Here is an 18,309-nt window from a genome sequence, read left to right as displayed (position 1 = left end):
CGGCCAACAACTCCCACACCCGTCACGAGGATCACAACATGTCTTCAGAAGCCCTCGCACTGGACCTCGGCCGCTACAAGCTCGGCTGGAGCGACGAGGAGGACTACGTGTTCAAGCCCAAGAAGGGGCTGAACACCGACATCGTGCAGGAGATGTCGTGGATGAAGAGCGAGCCCGACTGGATGCGCAACTTCCGCTTGAAGTCGCTCAGCCGGTTCGAGAAGCGGCCCATGCCCAACTGGGGCGGCGACATGTCGGGGATCGACTTCAACGACATCTACTACTACATCAAGCCCACCGAGGAGCAGGTCGACGCCTGGGAGGATCTGCCCGACGCCATCAAGGACACCTACGAGAAGCTGGGCATTCCCGAGGCGGAGCGCAAGTACCTGGCCGGGGTGACCGCCCAGTACGAGTCCGAGGTGGTGTTCCACCGCAACCGGGAGGACCTGGAGCGCCAGGGGGTGCTGTTCTGCGACATGGACACCGCCCTGCGGGAGTACCCCGATCTGGTGAAGGAGCACTTCGGCACCATCATCCCACCGGGCGACAACAAGTTCTCTGCCTTGAACTCGGCGGTGTGGTCGGGCGGCAGCTTCATCTACGTGCCCCCCGGCGTGACGGTGGAGATGCCCCTGCAGGCCTACTTCCGCATCAACGCCGAGAATATGGGCCAGTTCGAGCGGACGCTCATCATCGCCGACGAGGGTTCGCAGGTCCACTACATCGAGGGGTGCTCGGCCCCGGTCTACACCAGCGATTCGCTGCACTCCGCGGTGGTGGAGATCCTGGTCAAGAAGTCGGCCCGGGTCACCTACACCACCATCCAGAACTGGTCCAACAACGTGTACAACCTGGTCACCAAGCGGGCCAAGGTCGAAGCCGAGGGTCACATGGAGTGGATCGACGGCAACATCGGCTCCCGGCTGACCATGAAGTACCCCGCGGTGGTGATGGTGGGCCCCAAGGCCTCGGGTGAGGTGCTGTCGGTGGCCTACGCCGGTCCCGACCAGCACCAGGACGCCGGAGCCAAGATGACCCACGCCGCCCCCGAGACAACCTCCAAGATCGTGTCCAAGTCGATCTCCAACGGCGGCGGGCGCACCAGCTACCGGGGTTTGGTGCGGGTGGAGGACGACGCCTACGGGTGCCGCAGCCACGTGCAGTGCGACGCCCTCATCCTGGACGAGGACAGCGTGTCCGACACCTACCCCTACATGGAGGTGGGCACCCGGGACGCCGAGATCGGCCACGAGGCCACCGTTTCCAAGGTGGCCGACGAGCAGTTGTTCTATCTGATGAGCCGGGGGCTGACCCAGGAGCAGGCCATGGGCATGATCGTCAACGGCTTCATCGAGCCCATCACCCGCACCTTGCCGATGGAGTACGCCGTGGAGTGGAGCCGGCTCATCGAGTTGCAGATGGAGGGATCTGTCGGCTGATGCCCATGCGGCAGGACTGCAAGTACTTCGAGAGCCGGTCGTACCCCAATGGCGACACGGTGCGGAAGTGCGATCTGGACTTGGCTCCCGAGGCCCCGTGGCGTTGCCCCGACGACTGCTCGGCCTTCGAGCGGCGCTTGGTGGACGTGAACTGGTCGCACGGGACGCTGGTGACCCCTCCGACCCCCAAGGAGCCGGCCAGCGTGGGTAGCGACGACAGCATCGGCGCCCTGTTGGACGCCGCCGAGGACATTGTGAACGAGGCCGGCCCCCGGGTGCTGGCCGAGGTGGAGCGGGAACGCAACCGTCGGCGGGGCATTGCGGGAACCCGGCGAAAGCTGGGGGCGACCGGCGGAAAGGCGAAGCGGCGCAGGCGCCGGAAACGTTCGTGAGCACAACCCAGTTCAGTCCCGCTGTGGCCGGCGCCCTGCCCGGCCCCGAATGGCTGGTGCGCCGCCGGGTGGCCGCCGCCGAGCAGGTGGCCGCGTCGCCCCTGCCCTCGGCCGAGGAAGAGGTGTGGCGGTACACCCCCATCGCCAAGCTGGATTTCGACCGATTCGGGCTGGCCGACCAGCCGGGAGGGCGGTCGCCCGTCCCCGTGCCCTTCTGCAGCACGATGGCCGACACCAGCAACGGCAGGCTGTGCGGCGTGGAGATCGCCCCCGAAGCCGCTGCCCAGGGCGTGGAGGTCCGCCCCCTGGGCGAGGACGACGCCGAGTTGGCGGCCACCGTGGACGTCGACCTGTTCGCCGGCATGAACGCCGCCTTCAGTGTGGAGCCGGTGCTGGTGCGGGTGCCGCCGGGCGTGAGCGTGGAGGACCCCATCGTGGTGCGCCACTGGCTGGACGCCGACGGCGGTGCGGTGTTCCCCCGGCTGATCGTGGATGCGGGGGCCGATTCGTCGGTTGAAGTGCTGGAGCTGTACGGCTCGGCCGATGTGGACGCGTTCGTGGCCCCGGTCATTGAGATCCGGGTGGCCAACGCCGCCCGGGTCGGCTACCTGGCCGTGCAGGACCTCGGTCCCCGGGTGTGGCACATCGGGTCGCAGGTCAGCCACATCGGCGCCCAGGCCCACTTGCGGGCGTCCACGGCCGCCCTGGGCGGGGACTACGCCCGGATGCGGCTGGACACCCACCTGTCGGGGCGGGGGGCCACCGGCGACTTGATGTCGCTGTACTTCGGCGACGGCAGCCAGACTTTGGACTTCCGCACCTTCCAGGACCACGCAGCCCCTGACACCACCAGCAGCCTGCTGTTCAAAGGCGCGGTGGACGACACCTCTCGGTCGGTGTACACCGGGCTGATTCGGGTCCGTCCCGATGCCCGGGGCACCAACGCCTACCAGACCAACCGCAACATCAAGCTCTCGGAGGACGCCTGGGCCGAGTCGGTGCCCAACCTGGAGATCGAGAACAACGAGGTCCACTGCAGTCACGCCTCCACGGTGGGCCCCATCGACGGCGAGCAGTTGTTCTACCTGGAGAGCCGAGGGGTGCCCACCGAGACGTCCGAGCGGCTCATCGTGGCCGGGTTCTTCGACGAGGTGTTGGATCGGTTCCCGGTCGTGGGCGCGGTGCCCGCCGTGCGCGACCGGCTCCAGGCCAAGATTGCCGGGCTGGGAGGCCATGCCGGCGAGCGTTCCGATGAGCCAGGTCGCGGACACAGGCCGGCCCCATGAGCCGGGAAAGCCGCGTGATGGTGTGTGACCTGGCCGCCGTGCCCGATGGCGAGGCCCGAAGGTTCGACGTGGAGTCGGGCGGACAGGTTCACCGCGTGGCCGTGGTACGCCTCGGCGACGACCTCTACGCCCTGGGCGACACCTGCAGTCATGCGGACTTTTCGTTGGCCGAGGGCGAGGTCGATCCTGACGAGGGCACCATTGAGTGTTGGAAGCACGGCAGCCTGTTCTCCTTGAGCACCGGTGAGGCCGAGACGCTGCCCGCCACCCGTCCGGTGCCGGTGTACAACGTGGGGGTCGAAGCCGACCAGGTCTGGCTGGAGATTGATTCCCTGGGCGAGGCTGCCTCATGAGCGTGCTGGAATGAGCGTGCTGGAAATCTCCGGGCTCCAGGTGGAGGTGGCCGGCCTGAAGGTGCTGAACGGGGTGGACCTGCGGGTGGCGTCCGGCGAGGTGCATGCGGTGATGGGGCCCAACGGGTCGGGCAAGTCCACGCTGGCCCACGCCATCATGGGTCGCCCCGGCTACGAGGTGGTGGCGGGTTCGATCGTGTTGGACGGCGTCGACCTGGTGGGGCTGTCCCCGTGGGAGCGGGCCCACGCCGGGTTGTTCTCCACCCAGCAGTATCCCACCGAGGTACCGGGAGTGGGCCTGGAGCCCATGTTGGAGGAAGCGGTGGCTGCCGCCGGTGGAGATCGCGGCACGGTTGAGACCCAGGTCGCGGCGGAGGCCGAACTGGTGGGCTTCGATGCCGCCCTGCTGCACCGGTCGGTGAACGTGGATTTGTCCGGTGGGGAGAAGAAGCGCAGCGAGGCCGTGCAACTCGGCGTGCTCCGTCCCCGGATCGCCATCCTGGACGAACTCGACAGTGGTCTCGATGTGGACGCCTTGGTCGCGGTGAGCCATCGCATCGAACAGGCCACCCAGCAGGACAATCTCGGCGTGCTGGCCATCACCCACTTCAGCCGGTTGCTGACCGTGTTGCACGCCGACGTGGTACACATCCTGATCGAGGGGACCATCCGGGAGACCGGGGGGCCGGAGCTGGCCGCCCAACTGGAGGAGACGGGCTACGACCCCTGGATCGACACCCGCGCCGAATCGCCCGTGGAAATCCATGGAGGAGGAGACCTGTGGCTGTGAACTCTGGTCAGGACTTTGACAACAAGACGCTGCTCAGCGATGAGGAGATCACGGCGGGATTGGCCGACTTGCCCGGCTGGGAACGCCGGGACGACAAGCTGCACGCCACCTTCACCTTTGCCGACTTCTCCGAGGCGTTCGGATTCATGTCCCGGGTGGCGCTGGTGTCCGAGCGGTTGTTCCACCACCCCGAGTGGTCCAACGTATGGTCCACCGTGGACATTGCCATCACCAACCACGCAGCCGGGGGCCTCACCGAGTTGGACCTGGAGTTCGCCCGCCGAGTGAACAACCTGGCCTAACCCCAGGCTGCTCACTCGGCGGACAGGACGAACATGCCGGATTCGCGGCTTTGGAACATGCGGCCCGTGCGCTTTTCTCTCTGGCGGTCGAGCAGGGCTTGGCCGTCGTCAGCCGACAGCTCGTGCTGTTGGCGGCGCACCGTCTTGGCGAACTCGTCGTAGCCCTGGGTCTTGGCTGCCTCCACCAGGGCCTGTTCGTTGATGGGGCCTTCGGAGGATGCTCGGGCAATGAGCCGGGCATGGCCCGGAGGGATGTCCCCGCAGTTCAGGGCGTCGGCGGTGGAGGGCAACTCGGCCAGACGGCGGGCAGCCTCCACATCGTGCTTGGCGTGGTGGCGGGAAGTCCGAAGCTGTCGCTTGGCCACCCGGGTGGCTGCTCCGTCGCTGTCGCGGCGGGCGATCTCGGCCAGCACCTGCGACTTCAATCCGGCCAGCTTGGCTTCTGATCGTCCGATGTCGCGGAGAAGCGCCCGCAGACCCTCTGCCGACTCACGAGACACGTCCACCCCCGAGATGCACACCGTGGCACCGCAGCCACGCTGGGCGGCGGTCGGAGCCTCGGTGTTCCCGGTTGCTGGTGGTGTAAATTGCACAGGTGTAAGTGTACCGGGCGTGGGTGACAATTGCACCCGATTTACGGGGAAATAAGAAAAAATCTGATATAGGATCATCTGAGATGGAAAAAACATGAAAAATACACAATATGATTCCACTAGCGACGTCACCTGGGCGCACTTTGCCCACGAGGCCCCGGATCTGGCCCGGCGAGTACATACCCGGTTTGAAAGCCACCGCCACGCTGTGCTGGCCACCCTGCGCCGTGACGGTTCGGCCCGGCTGTCGGGCCTGGAGGCCCCCATCCGGGGCGGGCACCTGTGGTTGGGGATGATGCCGGGATCACGCAAAGCCGCCGACCTGCACGCTGATGCCCGATTCTCGCTGCACAGCGCCCCCGACAACGAGGAGCTGGCTCACGGCGACGCCCGGATCGACGGCGAAGCGGTGGCCGCCACCCAGGCCGAGGTGGACCTGTTCATCGCCGGCCACCGCATGCCCATCGACGATCCCGACGGCATGGTGTTGTTCACCACCAGGATCACCCGGACCACCCTCACTCGAGTGGTCGGCGACGAACTGGTCATCGAGTCCTGGACCCCCACCCACGGCCCCCAACAGTTCCACCGCCTCTGAGGTCTTTGGGCCCGATGAGTCACAAGGGGCGCCGGGGGGGGTTAGGGGGTTTGGGCCTTGTCCAGGGCCTCGTCGAGGGCTTGGGTGAGGGTGTGCCAGGAAAGGGTGGCGCACTTGATGCGGACGGGGAACTTGACCACGCCTTTGAGGGCTTCGATGTCGCCGAGCTTCACGTCGGCGGGGTTGCCGTTGTCCGGGGCGGGGTCGTCAGGGTCCGGTTCGATCGACATCATGGACTTGAAGGCCCGATTGAGCCGGTCCAGTTCCTCGGTGGTGCGGCCCTTGACGGTGGCCGACATCATCGACGCCGAGGCTTGACTGATGGAGCAACCTTGGCCGCCCACCTTGATGTCGTCGATCACCCCGTCGGTCACGTTGACGTACACGATCACCTCGTCCCCGCACAGGGGGTTGAACCCCTCGGCCCGGATGGCGGGCGGGGATTCCAACTCACCTCGGTTGCGGGGGTTTCGGTAGTGATCCAGGATGATCTCGCGGTAAAGGTCTTCAAGGTCAGGCATGGCGACGGTTCACCAGTGTACGGGCCGAGGCCTGGTGACGGAGTGCTTTCCTCATGAGTCGCGTGATGTGGTGAGGGCTAATCAAATGAAGAAGGCGTCGGCGTCGGCCAAGGCGTCGGCCAAGGCATCCACGTCGGACTCGTCGTTGTACACGTACATCGATGCCCGGCTGGTGGCGGCGCAGCCCAACACCCGCATGAGCGGCTTGGCGCAGTGGTGGCCGGCCCGCACGCACACCCCGGAACGGTCCAGCACCTGGGCCACGTCGTGGGGGTGGATTCCCTTGTACTCGAACGACAGCACCCCGCCCCGCTCGGCGGGCTCGGTCGGGCCGTGGATGGTGATGTCGGAACCGTAGCGCTGGTTGAGGGTACGCAACGCATAGCCGGTGAGGGCCACCTCGTGCTCTCGGACCCGCTCCATGCCCAGATCGGTCAGATAGTCCACCGCCGCCCCCAGCCCGACCGCCTCGGCGATGGGCGGCGTACCGGCCTCGAACTTCCAGGGCACCTCAGCGGTGCTGAACCCCTCCTTGGTGACGTTGGAGATCATCTCGCCCCCGCCCAAAAACGGCGGCATGGCCTCCAACAGCTCGGATTTGGCCCACAGCACGCCGATGCCGGTGGGGCCGCACATCTTGTGCCCGGTGAAGGCCACGAAGTCGGCCCCCATCTCCACCACGTCGGTGGGCAGGTGCGGCGTGTACTGGCTGGCGTCCACCAGCATGAGGGCGCCCACCCGGTGGGCGGCGTCGGCCAGCTCACGAACAGGATTGATGGTGCCCAACACGTTGGACACCGCGGCCACGCTCAACAGCCGGGCGCCGTCGAGCAAGCGGTCGAGGTCGCTCAGGTCCAGATGCCCCTGGTTGTCGATGGGAATCCAGCGCAGGTCGATGCCCACCTCGGCGGCCAGCATCTGCCAGGGCACGATGTTGGCGTGGTGCTCCAACTCGGTGATGACCACCGGGTCGCCGGCCTTCAGATTGGCCCGACCCCAGGTGCGGGCCACCAGGTTGATGGCCTCGGTGGCGTTCTTGGTCAAGATCACCTCGGAGGACCGAGGTGCCCCGATAAAACCGGCGACCTTCTCCCGGGCCGCCTCCAGGGCCTCGGTGGACTCCACCGCGAGCTGGTAGGAGCCCCGGTGCACGTTGGAGTTGTAGCGCTCGTAGTAGTCGGTAACGGCGTCGATCACCGATTGGGGTTTGTGGGAGGTGGCCCCCGAGTCCAGGTACACCAGGCGGCGGCCGTGTACCTGTCGGCACATGATGGGAAAATCGGCGCGGATGGCCGCCGGGTCGAGCGTCCGGTCTACCGCCATGCGTCGTACCCCTCGGCGTCCAACTGTACGGCCAGCTCGAAGCCCCCGCTGGCCACCAGCTTTCCCCGCATCAAGATGTGGACGTGGTCGGGCTTCAGGTGGTCGAGCAACCGGCGGAAGTGGGTGATGGCCAACACTCCCATCTGCGGACGGGTCGTCCTCACCTCTTGTACTCCCGAGGCCACGATCTTCAGGGCGTCGATGTCCAAGCCGGAGTCGGTCTCGTCCAAGATGGCCATCTCCGGCTCCAGGATGGCCAACTGGAGCACCTCGTTGCGCTTCTTCTCGCCCCCCGAGAATCCGTCGTTCAGGTAGCGGTCGGCGAACGACGGGTCCATGTCGAACCGCTCCATCCACTCCATCACGGCCAGTCGCAACTCCAGCACCGAAAGGTCCACGCCCTTGCGGGCCGACAGGGCCTGGCGCAGGAAGTTCATCACCGACACGCCGGGGAACTCCTGGGGATACTGGAAGGCCAGAAACAGCCCGGCCTTGCCCCGCACCTCGGGAGGCCAGTCGGTGATGTCGTCGCCCCGAAAGCGGATGCGGCCCTCGGTTACCAGGTACTCCGGGCTGGCCAAAAGCGCGCTGGCCAGCGTGGATTTGCCCGAGCCGTTGGGCCCCATCAGGGCGTGAACCTCACCCTCCCGGACGGTCAGGTCGATGCCCGACAGGATGGGGAAGCCGTCCTCGGCGGTGACGACGTGCAGGTTCTCGACCTCGAACAGCGGCGGCCCCGACTGGCTCACCCGATCAGTCTACGCCGGGCAGGCCGACGCCTCTACCACCGGGCAGGCAGTTCATGGCGCCGGGGATGCAAGGGTGGGTGCGGCTCACCAGCCCCGGTCGATCCACTCCTGCAAATGGGGGGTTTCGCTGCCGATGGTGGTCTGGTCGCCGTGACCGGGCAGCACCATGGTGTCGGCGGGCAGCGGGGAGAACAGCCGCTGCTCGATGGAGGAGATGATGGTGTCGAAGTCGCCCCCCTCGAACCCGGTGGCTCCGGGGCCGCCCGGGAACAAGGTGTCGCCGGAGAACACGACGGGGGAGCCCTCCAGGCGAAACGACATGGAGCCCGGGGTGTGGCCCGGGGTGTGGATGCAGTGCAGTCGGAGCCGGCCCACTTCGATGACCGACTCGTCCTCGAGCAGGTAGTCGTAGGAGTCCAACATGGCGGCGTCCTCGGCGGTGACCCCCACCTCGTAGCCCGCGTCGCGCACCGCGGGGATGGCCTGGATGTGATCCCAGTGGCCGTGGGTCTCCAGGATGGTGCGGACGCCCAGCGACGTACACAGCTCCAGCAGCAGATCGTGCTCGTTGGCGGCGTCGATCAGCACCGCATCCCCGGTTTGGCGGCAGCGCACGACGAACACGTTGTTGTCCATGGGGCCCACCACCACCTTGTGGATCTCGGCCTGGGTGTCTTGCCAGTGCAGGGTCATGGCTGCTCTTCTCGCTCGGCGCCTCGGGGTGGCCTTGATTGTGCCCCATAATTCGAGCGGGTGACAGGTTCGGGCGTGGCTCGGTCGGCCGCCGTCTAGTAGACAAAGAAGCGTGAACTTTGCCTTCAGCGAGGAACAAGAAGAGCTGCGGCGATTCGTGCGGCAGTTCTTGGAGGACAAGTCCCCCGAAACGGCGGTCCGCGAGCAGATGGACACCGAGAAGGGCTACGACGACGCCGTCTGGAACCAGATGGCCGAGCAGCTCGGCCTGCAGGGGCTCATCATCCCCGAGGAGTACGGGGGCAGCGGGTTCAGCTACGTGGAGTTGATCGTGGTGCTGGAGGAGATGGGCCGGGCCCTGTTGTGCGCCCCGTTCTTCTCCAGCGTGGTACTGGCCGCCAACACCCTCATCCACAGCGGGGACGAGGAGGCCAAAGCGGCGCTTCTGCCCGGCATTGCTGCCGGTGACACGGTGGCCACGTTGGCCTTCACCGAGGAGAACGGTCGCTGGGACGAGTCGGGCATCACCGTGGCGGCCGCCGCCGACGGCGACGGCTGGCGCATCAGCGGCACCAAGATGTTCGTGATCGACGGTCACAACGCCGACGTGGTGCTGGTGGCCGCCCGCACCGACGGCGGGGTGAGCCTGTTCTGGTGTGCCGGCGACGCCGACGGCCTGACCCGCACGGCGTTGTCCACCATGGATCAGACCCGCAAGCAGGCCCGCCTCGACTTCGACAACACCCCGGTGACCCTCATCGGCGCCGAGGGCGGGGGCTGGGCGGTGTTGGAGCGGGTGCTCGACTTGGCGGCGGTGGCCCTGGCCGCCGAGCAGGTGGGCGGCGCCCAGATGTGTCTGGACATGTCGGTGCAGTACGCCAAGGACCGGGTGCAGTTCGGTCGGCCCATCGGGTCGTTCCAGGCCATCAAGCACAAGTGCGCCGACATGCTGTTGGAGGTGGAGTCGGCCAAGTCGGCCGCCTACTACGCCGGGTGGTGCGCTTCGGAGCTGAACGACGAGCTTCCGTCGGTGGCCAGCTTGGCCAAGGCCTACTGCTCGGAGGCCTACTTCCACGCCTCGGCCGAGAACATCCAGATCCACGGCGGGATCGGGTTCACCTGGGAGCACCCGGCCCACCTCTACTTCAAGCGGGCCAAGTCGTCGGAGCTGTTGTTCGGCGACCCCACCTACCACCGGGAGCTGCTGGCCCAGCGCATCGGCATCTGAACCGGGGAGCAGCACTCCGGGTGGCTGTGCTGGTGACGTTGGTGGCCGCGGGTCGGCGTCCGACTTGAGCAGGGGTCGGCGAGGGTCGGCGAGAGGCCGGGAAGGGATTGCATGGCCGTCCTGTTGATCGTGGCGGTGATCCTGGTGGTCGCGCTGGCCGGATATTCGGTGCTGCGGGTGTCGTCCCGTCTGGCCCACAGCCGAGCCCGCACGGTGTACGACCTGGCCGAGGCGGTGGAGTTCGTGGCCGAGCGACTTCCCCACGAGATGTCGGCCAAGCTGAGCTACGACGACGTGGAGACGGTGCTGTTGTGGCGGCTGGACCATCTGCGGTTGCAGGGGTCGGCCTCCTACGGCCGAGCCGACGCCACCGCGTCGGCCGCCGAGGACCAGGATCAACCGGTGGTCACCAGCGACGACGAGTCGGTGGACTACGTGCTGGCCAAGGCCACCGCGTCGGGGCGCGACATCCAGGCGCTGGACGTGGTGGTGGTGCTCGACTTGGAGAGCCAGTACCTGCAGGACATCGGTGCCCTGGGACCTCCAGCCGAGGAACCCGGCTAGCCACGCGGTACGGTGACGGCATGGACAGGCCGCGGTCGTTGGAGGGCTTCCGGTTCGTGGGGGACAAGCGGACCCAGGCGGTGTACGACCTGGACGAGGTGAGCGACGAATCGGTCATCGAGGAGCTGGTGGCGTCGGAGCAGTTCCTGGTGTTCGGCCCGGACACGGTGGCCGAGGCCCGCAACCGCGGGTATCGGCTCCGGGCGGTGTGATTCACTGGCCGACCTCCGGGGGCATCCAGTTGGCCGGTCATCTGGCCCGGCCGGAAAACCGCCGGATGCGGGCGTTGCCCGGGGTGCTGTTGTGTTCGGGGTTTCCCTCGGTGGCCAACGGGGGCTCGAGGGCGGCTGAGCGGCTGTACCCCCTGGCCGACCGGGTGGCCGAGCACTTGGAGTGGGTGGGCATGGTGCTCAACTACCGGGGCTGCGGCGACAGCGAGGGCGATTTCTCCCTGCAGGGGTGGACCGACGACGTGCGCAGCGGGGTGGATTACCTCCACGGGCTGGATCAGGTGGAGGGCGTCTGGCTGGCCGGCTTCGGGATCGGCGGGGCCCTGGTGGCCGAGGTGGCCAGGACGGACACCCGAGTGCGGGGTGTGGCCACCATGGGGGCGCCGGTGGACTTCGCCCACTGGGGACTGGGGGCCGCGGGGGTGGCCGAGTACGCCCGTTCGCTGGGCATCATCTCCAGCGACGGCTATCCCGACTCCCTCGACGAGTGGGCCCAGGCCAACCGCTCGATCCGGGTCGACCGGTGCGCCGCCGAGATCGCCCCCCGCCCCATGCTGGTGCTGCACGGCTCCGACGATCGGGAGGTGTCGCAATTGGACGCCCGGGCCATCGCCGATGCCCACGGCGACGCCGGCCTGCGGATCATCAGCGGCGCCGGCCACCGGCTCCACTCCGACCCCCGCTGCATCGCCATCCTGCTCGGCTGGCTGGACTCCCAGATCACCCTCATCCCCTGACCGGCTGTTCACGTTTTCGGGAGTGCCTCTTGGCCGGCCCCTGATCCCGGCCGGCCCCAACGACAGCCCGGCCGTCGGTCCAACCGATCAGTCGGTCTCAGGCTTGGTCAGGCCGATGCGGACGTAGGCCTCGGCCGGGATGGCGTCGAGCGACTTGTACACCGTCCACGTGCATTTCTTGGGTTCGGGGCCCGACGTCTCGTCGGGGTGGAGGGGGGAGTCCACCACGCGGATGGGGTGACCCCACTGGCGGGCAGGCCACAGCTCGAGGGTGTAGCAGCAGTGGGCGCAGTAGTAGCACACCCCCTTCTCGTTCCAGGCCCAGTCGTGCTCCTCGGTGGTGATGCCGAAGTTGTAGGGAGGATCGGATCGTGAGCCGGTGCCCTCCACGTGGTCCCCCCGCTGGCCGCGGGTACCCGAACCGCAGGGATCGAACGCAATCACGTACTTGTCGTCGTCCTCGTACAGGTCCATGTCGCCGTCGCGCAGGGGGCCGCCCACATGGCCCCGCATGGCCTCGAAGGTGAGGTAGAGATTGCGATAAAGGGTGTCCTCATAGGCCTGCTCGCGCAGGTCGAATGGCTTGTAGCGCTCCTGGAGGTAGGGCTCCAGGACATGGGCGTAGGCGTCGCCCACCGCGGCCTCTCCCAGCCGGTTGGCCACAAAAGAGAGCATGCCCGATTGGTAGTCGGCACCCCGGTCATGGAGCTGTCGCCACGATTCCCGCAGCCGGTCGAGGTCGGCGACGGCTGCCTCTGCGGAGATTTCGTAGGCCCGCAGCCGATTGCCCAGTTCCCCGGCGGAGCGGGCGAGTTCAGCCCAGCGAGGCTCGGGCTCGAACGGCCCGCCGTCGGGAAAGGCCAACAAGCGGCGCAGGCGGTCGACCTCGGCTTCCAACTCGTCGGTACCCACCCCTCGGGAGGCGAGAAACGATCCCCAGCCCTGGCCCCACACCTGGTAGATGACGTGGACCACTTTGGCTTCTTCCATCCAGTAGTCCACCAATTGGGCAGCCGTCTCCCAGTCGCCGGCCTCGATGGCCTCTACGATCTTGACCGTGGTGGAGATCGCCTGGTCGGCCCAGTCACCGGTGCGGACCCGCTTGTTGATCTCGTCCGACCAGGTGAGATGGGTGGCCGGTGGGGCTGCCGAACCGGAAATGCTCTTCTTGGGCGTGGTGCTCATCGGTACTCCCTCTCGGTAGCTCAAGCTCAGTACATCAACATGGCGCCGCTCACGTTGATGGTGGCACCGGAGATGAAACCGGCGTGTTGGCTGGCGAGGAACACCACCGTTCCGGCCATCTCGTGGGGTTCGGCCACCCGCCCCAGCGGGGTGGCTTCCAGCATCTGCTGGTAGACCGCCGGGTCGAGGTCGGTCATCAGCATCGACGTGTTGACCTGGCCCGGCGATACCGCGTTGACCGTGATCTGGTCGGGACCGTAGGTGCGGGCCAGTCCCCGTACCATCGAGACGATGCCCCCCTTCGACGCGCAGTACACCACCGACCCCCCGAAACCACCGGTCCACCACCCCTGGGAGGTAAAGGCGATGATGCGTCCCCCCTGCCCTCCTGCTCGCATGGCGTTGGCGGCGGCCCGGCACAGAAAGAACGTGGCCTTCAGGTTGGTGTCCACCTGGAAGTCCCAGTCGTCCTCGGTCACATCGTCCACCGAGCCTCGCCGGCGCAGCACCGCGGCCAAATGGGCCAAGGCGTACACACCACCCAATTCCCTCTGGGCCCGGGCGATCAACTCCTCTTGAGCCGCCAGGTCGGCCAGGTCGATTCCCACCCCCACATGGCCCGGCCCCTCCAGATCGGCGACCACCTCGTCGGCGGCATCCTGGTGGAGATCCACGGCCATCACCCGAGCTCCGGTGGTGGCGAACGCCTCGGCCACCGGTCGGCCCATGCCGCCGGCTGCACCGGTGACGATCACCCCTCTCCCTTGCAGTCCTGCTCCCACACTCCAGGTCATCAGCGGTGCTCCTTTCCCCCGCCACTCTCGCGACTCATCTTGGCCTCTTTGGTTTGCCCGATGTTGCTCACCACGTCACCAGGCCACCGTCGAAGTTGACGGCCTGGCCCGTCATGTAGCCGGCACCGTCGGAGCACAAGAACCAGATGAGTTCGGCAAGTTCGTCGGGGGTTGCCCCCCGGCCGAGCGGCACCGCGTCCGTTCGCTGTTCGGAGAGCTGCTGGGCCGTGATGCCCCGAAGGGCGGCCACCGACCGGAGCACGTCGTCCTGCATGGGGGTGTCGATGATGCCGGGGCAGATGGAGTTCACCCGCACGGGAACGGACGACAGGGCGTAGGCAAAAGAGCGGGTGATGGACAGCACGGCGGCCTTGGATGCGGCGTATACCCCGGCCTCGGTGGTGTTGGCCAGCTTTCCCGAACTCGAAGAGATGTTCACGATGGCCCCGCCAGGCGCCATGGTCGGGCCGATGCCCTGGCAGCAGAAGAACACCGCTTCGGCGTTGACGGCGAACACGTCTCGCCAGTCTTCCGGGGTGATCTGTTCGATGTGCTTCAGCCGGATGATTCCGGCGGCTTGCACCAGCCAGTCCACGCCGCCACCGGCGTCGATCACCCGTTGGCGGTCGTGCCGGTCGGTCAAGTCGGCCACCAGCGGTGTTGCCCCTTGGTCGGCCAGCGATTCCAGACCCTGTTCGTGGATGTCCACTGTGATGACCTCGGCGCCCCCCTGCAGCAACCGCCGGGCGGCCCCGGCACCGATCCCGCTGGCCGCTCCGGTCACCATCGCTCGGCGGCGTCGGTCGCTCATGGTGTGGAGTTTCGGGAGGGCACCAATTCGGAGGGCACGATTGCAGGGCTAACGATCATGGAGGAGACGATCACGGAGAGCATGGTGGAGCTGGAAACGGTTCCAGTTGCCGACAGGATAGCACCGTAGGTTGGCTACCTCCCGTAAGGCCGAGGCGGTCGGCGGGCCGGGCTGGAAACGTTTCGAGTAGGGTTTCGCTCAGGAGAAAACAACCCACGAGTACCGGGGGCATCCGGGTACATCCAGGAGGACCGACCATGGCCGAGCGGCTCGCCTTTGTTGACAGCCACGTGCATTTCTGGGAGCGCCCGCATCCGAAGCTCATTTGGGCGTGGCTGGCCCCCGACGCCATCCACCCGCAGTTGGGTGCCATTCAGCCGCTGAAGGACATGGCCAGCTACACCGTCGACCACCTTCGGGCCGACGCCGAGGGCCTCAACGTGACGAAGATCGTCCACGTGCAGGCGGCCATCGGCTCCGCCGACCCGGTGGATGAAACCGAGTGGCTCCAGGCCATGACCGACGCCGGCGGCTGGCCCACCGGCATCACTGGCGATGCCCGTCTCCAGCACGCCGACGTGGAGGGGGTGCTGGAGCGCCACTGCGAGTTCTCCGCCATGCGAGGCCTGCGTGACTTCGCCGAAGGGGACTATCTGGTGGATCCCGCATTCCATCGGGGGTACGCCCTGCTGGAGAAGTACAACCTGGTGTACGACCTGGACGTGACCTGGGAGAACATGGGCAAGGCTGCCGACCTGGCCCGCAAGTTCCCCAACATCACCTTGATCTGCGACCACGCCGGATTCCCCCAGGAACGCAACGACGAGTACTTCGCCAACTGGCGACAGGGTTTGGTCACCCTGGCCGAGGCCGACAACGCGGTGATCAAGATCTCGGGTCTGGGAATGGGCGATCAAATGGCGGGTGGCAATTGGACGGTGGACAGCATCCGCCCCTACGTGAACGCCTGCATCGAGGCGTTCGGGGTGGAGCGGTCGTTCTTCGGGAGCAACTGGCCGGTCGACCGCATGTACTCCACCTACCGGGAGCTGATCGACGCCTTCACCGAACTGGTGGCCGAATACAGCCCAGACGAACAGGTTGCGCTGTTTTCGGCCAACGCCGAGCGCATCTACCGGATTTAGAGCTCAACCGGATCCTGCGAGTCGCCAGACCGCTATTTGTCGGCGCGGTGGCGTTCCACGTAGTCCCAGTCCAGTTCGAGGCCCCAGCCGGGGCCGCTGGGAACGGGGTACATGCCGTTGGCGATGGGGGGCCGATTGGACACCAGATCCCAAAAGAGTGGGTCACGGGTGGGGTGGAAGACCTCCACGAACGTTCCGTGGGGAACTGAGGCCAACATGTGGGCGGCGATTTGGGCCTCCTCGTGGTGGCCCATCTCCACGCCGAATACCCGGGCCATTCCGGCGATGCGACGCCACTCGGTCGGACCGCCCCCCCAAGAGGCGTCGTAGTTGCACACGTCGATGGCGCCGGCACTCATGAGTTCACCGGCGTCTTGGCGGTTGAACTCGCTCTGCCCGGCGGCCACCGGCACGCCCGCCATGAGCCGCACATCGCGCATGCCCCGAACGTCGTTGTACCACCGAACGGGTTCCTCGAACCACCGAATGTGCTCGGCCCCCACCAGGCGCACGAACTCCACGGCCTCGGCCACGGTGTACCCCTGGTTGGCGTCCACCGTGAAGACAAAACCATCTCCGGCTGCGGCTTGGGCCACCTTGAACCGGTGGGCGTCCTCGGCGGGGGAGAGACCGCCGATCTTGAGCTTGCAGCCGCCGAGGCCCATGTCGAGGTAGTCCTCCATCTCGGCGGCCAGTTGGGCATCGGTCTTGCCGTAGTAGCCCCCGATGGCCACAATGGGCAGTTCGCTGCGGTAGCCCCCCCAGAGCTGGTAGACCGGTAGTCCGGCCACCTTGCCGGCCACGTCCCAGAGGGCGGAATCCACCGCGGCCATGGCCATGACCACCAGCTTACGGTTGCGCAGGATGTCGTAGGTGGGGGGGAGCATGGCCTCCCAGCACTGTTCCACCAGCAGGGGATCGCGGCCCCTCACCAGGGGAAGCAACTCGTCCAGAATGATCCGGGCGATCTCGTGCTGGGTGTCGGGCTCGTCACCGTTGTAGCACTCGCCCACCACCCCGTCGTCGGTGTGAACCCGGGTGATCAGCGTGGCCCGCTCCGACATGGAGTACTTTGAACCCCGGAAGGTCTCCGCCAGCGGAACCACGATGGGTATGACCTCGATACGCTCGATTTTCACGATCTTGGCCACCTCTTCCTATCTCGCCAGAAACAGTACCGGTAACGTTTTCAGCCGACCAACCCGCTTCCGGTACAGGAGCAGGGTCTGGGCGCGAGGCAAGAGAACAATCTGCAGGGCAATCAGGAAGGGAGAGAAGGGATATGGGTGAACGCCATGGTTCGACGCGGTGATGACGTCATGAGGGGAGCCACCATGAAGGAGGTGGCGGCGCACGCCGGGGTGGCGCTGTCTTCGGTGTCGCGGGTGCTGAACAATCATCCCGACGTGAGCGAGGCCATGCGCCGGCAGGTTCACGACGCCATCGAAGCGGTGGGCTATGAGCCCAACCTGCTGGCTTCGAGCCTCCGCCGGGGCTCGACCCGAACCGTGGGATTCATTGCCAGCGACATCTCCAATCCCCTGTTTGCCGAAATCGCCCTGGGTGCCGAGCGCCGTCTGGACGAGGCCGGTTACTCGATGGTGCTCACCAATTCGGAGGGGAACTCCGAACGGGACGAGGCCATGATTCGGCTGCTGCGGCGCCGTCGCATCGACGGGCTCATCCTGTCGGTGGCCGACGAGGGTTGGCCGGGCACAGCGGCCGAATTGTCGAAACTGTCCGAGCCGGTTGTGCTGATCGACCGCGAGGTCCGAGGCATACACACTGCCTCGGCGGTGTTCTCCGACCACGCCGACGGCATGCAAGCAGCCACCAACCACCTTTTGGACTTGGGCCATTCCCGGATCGCGCTCATCTCGGGGGCGCCCAGCTTGCGACCGGTGCGCGAGCGCTTGCAAGGGTTTCAGGCTGCTTTCGAAGGACGGGGTCTGCCAGTGCCCGAGGAACTGCTGCGCTTCGGGAGCTTCTCGGCCCGCTTCGGTCAGGAGGCCACGGCGGAGCTACTGGCCCTGGCCGAACCGCCGAGCGCCATCGTGGCCGGGGGCAACCTGTTGCTCACCGGGGTGCTGCGGGCCCTTCGTGATGCCGGTCGATCGGTGGGCCAAGACCTTTCGTTGGTCTCCTGCGACGACGTCCCCCTCACCGAGTTGCATTCACCGCCGATTACCGTCATCGACCGAGACGCCGTGCAGATGGGCGAGGCCGCAGCGGGCCTGTTGCTGGATCTTCTGGCCGGCGGTGACCGTCCCCGAGTGACCTCCGTTCCCACCACCCTGATCATCCGAGACTCCACCCAACCGGTACGCGACCATTAGCTAGATCCCTATGTTGGATCTACTTGATTCCGCTATCCTGCAAGATGCGCTGGCCAGAGGTTACATCCACAAGATGGAGTACTCATTGAAATAGAAGATAGATGCTGCTGCCAATACCATAGATCAGAGAAGCCTTGACTTTAGGATTTCCAACATCCCTATCCAAGATCGGAGAAAAATGGCTATTAGCGACAGAAAGGTGGCCAAGTTTCAATGAACAAGATAGAACAAGCTGTC

General features: G+C 66.4%; 22 protein-coding genes. 13 read left to right on the top strand and 9 right to left on the bottom strand.

Annotated elements, in window-relative coordinates; genetic code table 11:
* Nucleotides 1-38 precede the first annotated feature (38 nt).
* Genes sufB through ACOQPQ_RS04845 form a run of 6 tightly spaced genes read left to right on the top strand, consistent with a single transcriptional unit; the run spans nt 39 to nt 4,565 of the window.
* A complete protein-coding gene (gene sufB / locus ACOQPQ_RS04870) occupies nt 39-1,442 on the top strand; it encodes a Fe-S cluster assembly protein SufB (RefSeq protein ID WP_420638322.1) in 1,404 nt (467 codons plus the stop codon).
* The gene (locus ACOQPQ_RS04865; RefSeq protein ID WP_420638321.1) at nt 1,442-1,834 is read left to right on the top strand and encodes a hypothetical protein; all 393 of its coding nucleotides are present in this window, start codon (nt 1,442-1,444) and stop codon (nt 1,832-1,834) included. Before sufB ends, ACOQPQ_RS04865 begins: the two co-directional genes overlap by 1 nt.
* Complete coding sequence (sufD, locus tag ACOQPQ_RS04860; protein ID WP_420638320.1) at nt 1,831-3,120, top strand: Fe-S cluster assembly protein SufD; 1,290 nt, start codon at nt 1,831-1,833, stop codon at nt 3,118-3,120. Before ACOQPQ_RS04865 ends, sufD begins: the two co-directional genes overlap by 4 nt.
* Nucleotides 3,117-3,473 carry a non-heme iron oxygenase ferredoxin subunit gene (locus ACOQPQ_RS04855; protein ID WP_420638319.1) on the top strand — a complete coding sequence of 119 codons (357 nt, stop codon included), beginning with the start codon at nt 3,117-3,119 and terminating at the stop codon, nt 3,471-3,473. Before sufD ends, ACOQPQ_RS04855 begins: the two co-directional genes overlap by 4 nt.
* 10 nt (nt 3,474-3,483) lie before the next feature.
* Nucleotides 3,484-4,263, top strand: coding sequence for a Fe-S cluster assembly ATPase SufC (gene sufC, locus ACOQPQ_RS04850; RefSeq protein ID WP_420638318.1), 780 nt, complete (start codon nt 3,484-3,486; stop codon nt 4,261-4,263).
* Nucleotides 4,260-4,565 carry a 4a-hydroxytetrahydrobiopterin dehydratase gene (locus tag ACOQPQ_RS04845; RefSeq protein WP_420640356.1) on the top strand — a complete coding sequence of 102 codons (306 nt, stop codon included), beginning with the start codon at nt 4,260-4,262 and terminating at the stop codon, nt 4,563-4,565. Before sufC (ACOQPQ_RS04850) ends, ACOQPQ_RS04845 begins: the two co-directional genes overlap by 4 nt.
* Before the next feature lie 11 nt (nt 4,566-4,576).
* On the opposite strand, the gene ACOQPQ_RS04840 is transcribed toward ACOQPQ_RS04845, so the two are convergent.
* On the bottom strand, nt 4,577-5,065 hold the full coding sequence (locus ACOQPQ_RS04840) for a hypothetical protein (protein WP_420638317.1): 489 nt from the start codon (nt 5,063-5,065) through the stop codon (nt 4,577-4,579).
* A 187-nt stretch (nt 5,066-5,252) separates the two neighbouring features.
* Here ACOQPQ_RS04840 and ACOQPQ_RS04835 point away from each other — a divergent pair, with 187 nt between their 5' ends.
* Nucleotides 5,253-5,756: a pyridoxamine 5'-phosphate oxidase family protein gene (locus ACOQPQ_RS04835; protein WP_420638316.1), complete on the top strand. Its 504-nt coding sequence runs from the start codon at nt 5,253-5,255 to the stop codon at nt 5,754-5,756.
* Between the two features lie 41 nt (nt 5,757-5,797).
* Here the strand turns inward: ACOQPQ_RS04835 and sufU are convergent, their stop codons facing one another.
* The 4 genes from sufU to ACOQPQ_RS04815 form a co-directional block, all read right to left on the bottom strand.
* Nucleotides 5,798-6,277, bottom strand: a complete 480-nt coding sequence (sufU, locus tag ACOQPQ_RS04830) for a Fe-S cluster assembly sulfur transfer protein SufU (protein ID WP_420638315.1) — start codon at nt 6,275-6,277, stop codon at nt 5,798-5,800.
* Nucleotides 6,278-6,358: 81 nt separating this feature from the next.
* Nucleotides 6,359-7,600: a SufS family cysteine desulfurase gene (locus tag ACOQPQ_RS04825; RefSeq protein WP_420638314.1), complete on the bottom strand. Its 1,242-nt coding sequence runs from the start codon at nt 7,598-7,600 to the stop codon at nt 6,359-6,361.
* The gene (sufC, locus tag ACOQPQ_RS04820; protein ID WP_420638313.1) at nt 7,591-8,349 is read right to left on the bottom strand and encodes a Fe-S cluster assembly ATPase SufC; all 759 of its coding nucleotides are present in this window, start codon (nt 8,347-8,349) and stop codon (nt 7,591-7,593) included. The genes ACOQPQ_RS04825 and sufC (ACOQPQ_RS04820) overlap by 10 nt, the downstream gene beginning before the upstream one ends.
* An 84-nt stretch (nt 8,350-8,433) precedes the next feature.
* On the bottom strand, nt 8,434-9,042 hold the full coding sequence (locus ACOQPQ_RS04815) for an MBL fold metallo-hydrolase (RefSeq protein ID WP_420638312.1): 609 nt from the start codon (nt 9,040-9,042) through the stop codon (nt 8,434-8,436).
* Nucleotides 9,043-9,154: 112 nt separating this feature from the next.
* Here ACOQPQ_RS04815 and ACOQPQ_RS04810 point away from each other — a divergent pair, with 112 nt between their 5' ends.
* The 4 genes from ACOQPQ_RS04810 (at nt 9,155) to ACOQPQ_RS04795 (ending at nt 11,801) form a co-directional block, all read left to right on the top strand.
* Nucleotides 9,155-10,270 (top strand): acyl-CoA dehydrogenase family protein, encoded by a 1,116-nt coding sequence (locus ACOQPQ_RS04810; RefSeq protein ID WP_420638311.1) that lies wholly within the window; start codon nt 9,155-9,157, stop codon nt 10,268-10,270.
* 111 nt (nt 10,271-10,381) lie between these two features.
* On the top strand, nt 10,382-10,834 hold the full coding sequence (locus ACOQPQ_RS04805) for a hypothetical protein (protein WP_420638310.1): 453 nt from the start codon (nt 10,382-10,384) through the stop codon (nt 10,832-10,834).
* A gap of 20 nt (nt 10,835-10,854) precedes the next feature.
* Nucleotides 10,855-11,046, top strand: a complete 192-nt coding sequence (locus ACOQPQ_RS04800) for a hypothetical protein (RefSeq protein ID WP_420638309.1) — start codon at nt 10,855-10,857, stop codon at nt 11,044-11,046.
* Nucleotides 11,043-11,801 (top strand): alpha/beta hydrolase, encoded by a 759-nt coding sequence (locus ACOQPQ_RS04795; protein WP_420638308.1) that lies wholly within the window; start codon nt 11,043-11,045, stop codon nt 11,799-11,801. The genes ACOQPQ_RS04800 and ACOQPQ_RS04795 overlap by 4 nt, the downstream gene beginning before the upstream one ends.
* A gap of 87 nt (nt 11,802-11,888) precedes the next feature.
* Here ACOQPQ_RS04795 and ACOQPQ_RS04790 read toward each other — a convergent pair whose 3' ends face one another.
* The 3 genes from ACOQPQ_RS04790 to ACOQPQ_RS04780 all read right to left on the bottom strand — a co-directional run bounded on the left by ACOQPQ_RS04790 (nt 11,889) and on the right by ACOQPQ_RS04780 (nt 14,591).
* A complete protein-coding gene (locus ACOQPQ_RS04790; protein ID WP_420638307.1) occupies nt 11,889-12,986 on the bottom strand; it encodes a hypothetical protein in 1,098 nt (365 codons plus the stop codon).
* Nucleotides 12,987-13,012: 26 nt separating this feature from the next.
* Nucleotides 13,013-13,780 carry an SDR family NAD(P)-dependent oxidoreductase gene (locus ACOQPQ_RS04785; protein WP_420638306.1) on the bottom strand — a complete coding sequence of 256 codons (768 nt, stop codon included), beginning with the start codon at nt 13,778-13,780 and terminating at the stop codon, nt 13,013-13,015.
* Between the two features lie 67 nt (nt 13,781-13,847).
* Nucleotides 13,848-14,591 (bottom strand): SDR family NAD(P)-dependent oxidoreductase, encoded by a 744-nt coding sequence (locus ACOQPQ_RS04780; RefSeq protein ID WP_420638305.1) that lies wholly within the window; start codon nt 14,589-14,591, stop codon nt 13,848-13,850.
* A 257-nt stretch (nt 14,592-14,848) separates the two neighbouring features.
* On the opposite strand from ACOQPQ_RS04780, the gene ACOQPQ_RS04775 reads away from it, so the two are divergent.
* Nucleotides 14,849-15,736, top strand: coding sequence for an amidohydrolase family protein (locus tag ACOQPQ_RS04775; RefSeq protein ID WP_420638304.1), 888 nt, complete (start codon nt 14,849-14,851; stop codon nt 15,734-15,736).
* Nucleotides 15,737-15,768: 32 nt separating this feature from the next.
* On the opposite strand, the gene ACOQPQ_RS04770 is transcribed toward ACOQPQ_RS04775, so the two are convergent.
* The gene (locus ACOQPQ_RS04770) at nt 15,769-16,875 is read right to left on the bottom strand and encodes a mandelate racemase/muconate lactonizing enzyme family protein (protein WP_420638303.1); all 1,107 of its coding nucleotides are present in this window, start codon (nt 16,873-16,875) and stop codon (nt 15,769-15,771) included.
* 180 nt (nt 16,876-17,055) lie between these two features.
* On the opposite strand from ACOQPQ_RS04770, the gene ACOQPQ_RS04765 reads away from it, so the two are divergent.
* Nucleotides 17,056-18,072, top strand: a complete 1,017-nt coding sequence (locus ACOQPQ_RS04765) for a LacI family DNA-binding transcriptional regulator (protein WP_420638302.1) — start codon at nt 17,056-17,058, stop codon at nt 18,070-18,072.
* The last annotated feature ends 237 nt before the right edge of the window (nt 18,073-18,309 follow it).

It is taken from the genome of Candidatus Poriferisocius sp. (genome assembly GCF_965219775.1).
GTDB lineage: Bacteria > Actinomycetota > Acidimicrobiia > Acidimicrobiales > Bin134 > Poriferisocius.
This window is presented reverse-complemented; position numbering and strand designations above follow the sequence as displayed.